Origin of the sequence: Bradyrhizobium sp. (assembly GCF_030654605.1) — a bacterium.
Taxonomy (GTDB): domain Bacteria; phylum Pseudomonadota; class Alphaproteobacteria; order Rhizobiales; family Xanthobacteraceae; genus Bradyrhizobium.
In genome coordinates this window covers 1-2,088 of record NZ_JAURXB010000257.1, presented here as the reverse complement: position 1 = coordinate 2,088, position 2,088 = coordinate 1, and the positions used below count along the sequence as shown (strand labels likewise).

The window sequence follows — 2,088 nt, the reverse complement described above, 5'->3', positions numbered from 1 at the left end:
GGCGCCGCGCGCAGCGGCCATTTCAGCACCACGCGCTTGCAGTCGGCGGCCAGCGCCGCCTGCATCAGCTCGAGCGCGTCGGGATCGGTCCCGACCAGCTCGCGCAGCAGCCGCATCTCCTGCTTCACTTCAGCGCTGTTGGTGCGCGGCGGGTGCATCGGATCGACGATCACGGTATCGGCGCGCAGGCCGGGCAGCAGGTCGCGGGCATCGCCTGATATCAATGTCATCCGCGCCACCACGGCGGCGAGTTCGGGGTTTTCGGCGCCGGCGCGCGCCAGCGCATCGCGCAGATGGTCGTGAACTTCCCGGGAGCGCTCCAGCAGGGTGACCCGGGCGCCGAGGCAGGCGAGCATAAACGCATCGCGGCCGAGTCCGGCAGTGGCGTCGATGATGGTCGGAATGGTGCCCTTGCCAAAGCCGGCGGCCCGCGCCAGCGCATCCTTGCGCGAGGCGCCGGACCTGAATCGATAGCCGACGGCGCCGTTGACGAAGTCGAACGCGGATTGCAGCTGGCTCGTGCTCAAGAAAACGCAGTCCCGGTATGCCTGACCCCAATGGCTCCACGGCATAGCAGCCTGCTTAACAAACTCCCAACAATTTTCGGCAAGTTGCGCGCGCCGATAACCTTCATAAGTTAGGTTAAATTCACAGCGCGATTGCGGTGCGCGCGTGGCATTGTATTGATCGTTGCATGTCCAATTCATTTCACACCGCCGACAAGGGTACGCACCGCCGGGTCATGCTGGTCGGCCTGATGTTCTGCGCCGCCTTTGTCGCGTTCTCCTTCTTTGCCCGCGAGCAGCCCGCCAACACCTACGTGCTGCAGAAGGCCGACAAGCTGGTTCGCACCGCCGGCGCGCCGCCGCTGGCGAATTAGGAATTCCCGGCCGGATCATCCCGCGGCCGGACCGGCCCCGCGCTGCCGCGCCGCCAGCTGACGTATCAGCCGCGCCACGATTTGCGCCGCATCCGATGGCGGATGGTGCGAGCTCAGCGACATCCAGGTGGTCTGCAGGATCTTCGGCCTCAGAATCGGAATCGCGACCAGTTCGCCCGCCGCGGTCTCCCGCGAAAACACCTCGCGCGGCGAGATGGTGGCGAGGTCGGAAGCCAGCAGCACGTCGCGGATCAGCGGGGTGGAGCCGGCCTCGAAGCGGATGTCGAGTTCGAAATGCTGCGAGGCCGCCAGGCCCGTCAGCACGCTGGTCAGGCTGTTGGGACGCACCGGCAGCGCCAGCGGGATTTCAGCCAGCGACCGCACCGCCAGTTCGCGGCGGCGCGCCATCGGATGATCGCGCCGCGCGATCAAATGCACCTCGGCGCGGGCCAGCGCCTCGGCATTGGCGACCCGGCCGCGCCGGTAGCGATTGTAGATCGCGATCTCGATCCGTCCCGAGGCCAGCCATTCCTCGACCTGGCCGCTATAGGCTTCCAGCGCGCGCAGCCGGATGCCCGGCGCGCTGCCGCGCAGTTCGGCGGCGAGCGAAGCGACCAGCCCGCGCGATGCCACCGGCACCACCCCGAGCGTGACTTCGCCGTGCGGCTCGGCGCGCTCGCCGCGCGCGGCGTCGGTCCAGGCGGCGGCGTCCGCGACCAGCGCGCGGGCCCGCGGCAGCATGCGTTCGCCGAGTTCGGTCAGCACCACGCCGCGCCCGGTGCGGTGAAACAGCCGGCCGCCGATGCCGCGCTCCAGCGCCGAGATCTGGCGGCTCAGCGCCGACTGCGCGCTCGCCGTGATCGCCGCCGTCCGGGCGTAGCTGCCGTTGGCCGCGACGTCGACGAAGGTTTTGAGCTGTTTGATATCCATCGATTCGCGAAATGTGATTTTGGCAATTCTGATTTATCTGATGTGACCATATCGCATGACGGAGGCGGCGGCTAGGCTCGGTGAATGGCTGCTTCCCCCACCGCGATCCCGATGCCTGCTCCGACCGGTCCCTTGGCGGGATTGCGGGTGCTCGACATCTCCACGGTCGTCGCCGGCCCGTTCGCGTCCGCCCTGCTCGGCGATCTCGGCGCCGAAGTGCTGAAAGTGGAAATGCCCGGGATCGGCGATGCGCTGCGCCGGCTGGCGCCGCACAAGGA

General features: G+C 68.0%; 4 protein-coding genes. 2 read left to right on the top strand and 2 right to left on the bottom strand.

Annotation, left to right across the window (positions count from 1 at the left end; genetic code table 11):
- On the bottom strand, nt 1-527 hold a 527-nt coding region (locus Q7U29_RS23050; RefSeq protein WP_304745142.1), incomplete at its 3' end, for a class I SAM-dependent methyltransferase.
- A gap of 167 nt (nt 528-694) precedes the next feature.
- Between Q7U29_RS23050 and Q7U29_RS23045 the strand changes: the two genes are divergently transcribed.
- The gene (locus tag Q7U29_RS23045; protein WP_304745140.1) at nt 695-880 is read left to right on the top strand and encodes a hypothetical protein; all 186 of its coding nucleotides are present in this window, start codon (nt 695-697) and stop codon (nt 878-880) included.
- 15 nt (nt 881-895) lie between these two features.
- Here Q7U29_RS23045 and Q7U29_RS23040 read toward each other — a convergent pair whose 3' ends face one another.
- Entirely contained in the window at nt 896-1,810 is a 915-nt protein-coding gene (locus Q7U29_RS23040) for a LysR family transcriptional regulator (protein WP_304745139.1), read from the bottom strand.
- A gap of 84 nt (nt 1,811-1,894) precedes the next feature.
- On the opposite strand from Q7U29_RS23040, the gene Q7U29_RS23035 reads away from it, so the two are divergent.
- The coding region (locus Q7U29_RS23035) for a CoA transferase (protein ID WP_304745137.1) at nt 1,895-2,088 on the top strand (194 nt) is incomplete at its 3' end.

Coding starts and splice junctions, on each gene's coding strand:
- Q7U29_RS23040 (WP_304745139.1), bottom strand. CDS start 1,810: ATGGATATCAAACAGCTCAAAACCTTCGTCGACGTCGCGGCCAACGGC.
- Q7U29_RS23045 (WP_304745140.1), top strand. CDS start 695: ATGTCCAATTCATTTCACACCGCCGACAAGGGTACGCACCGCCGGGTC.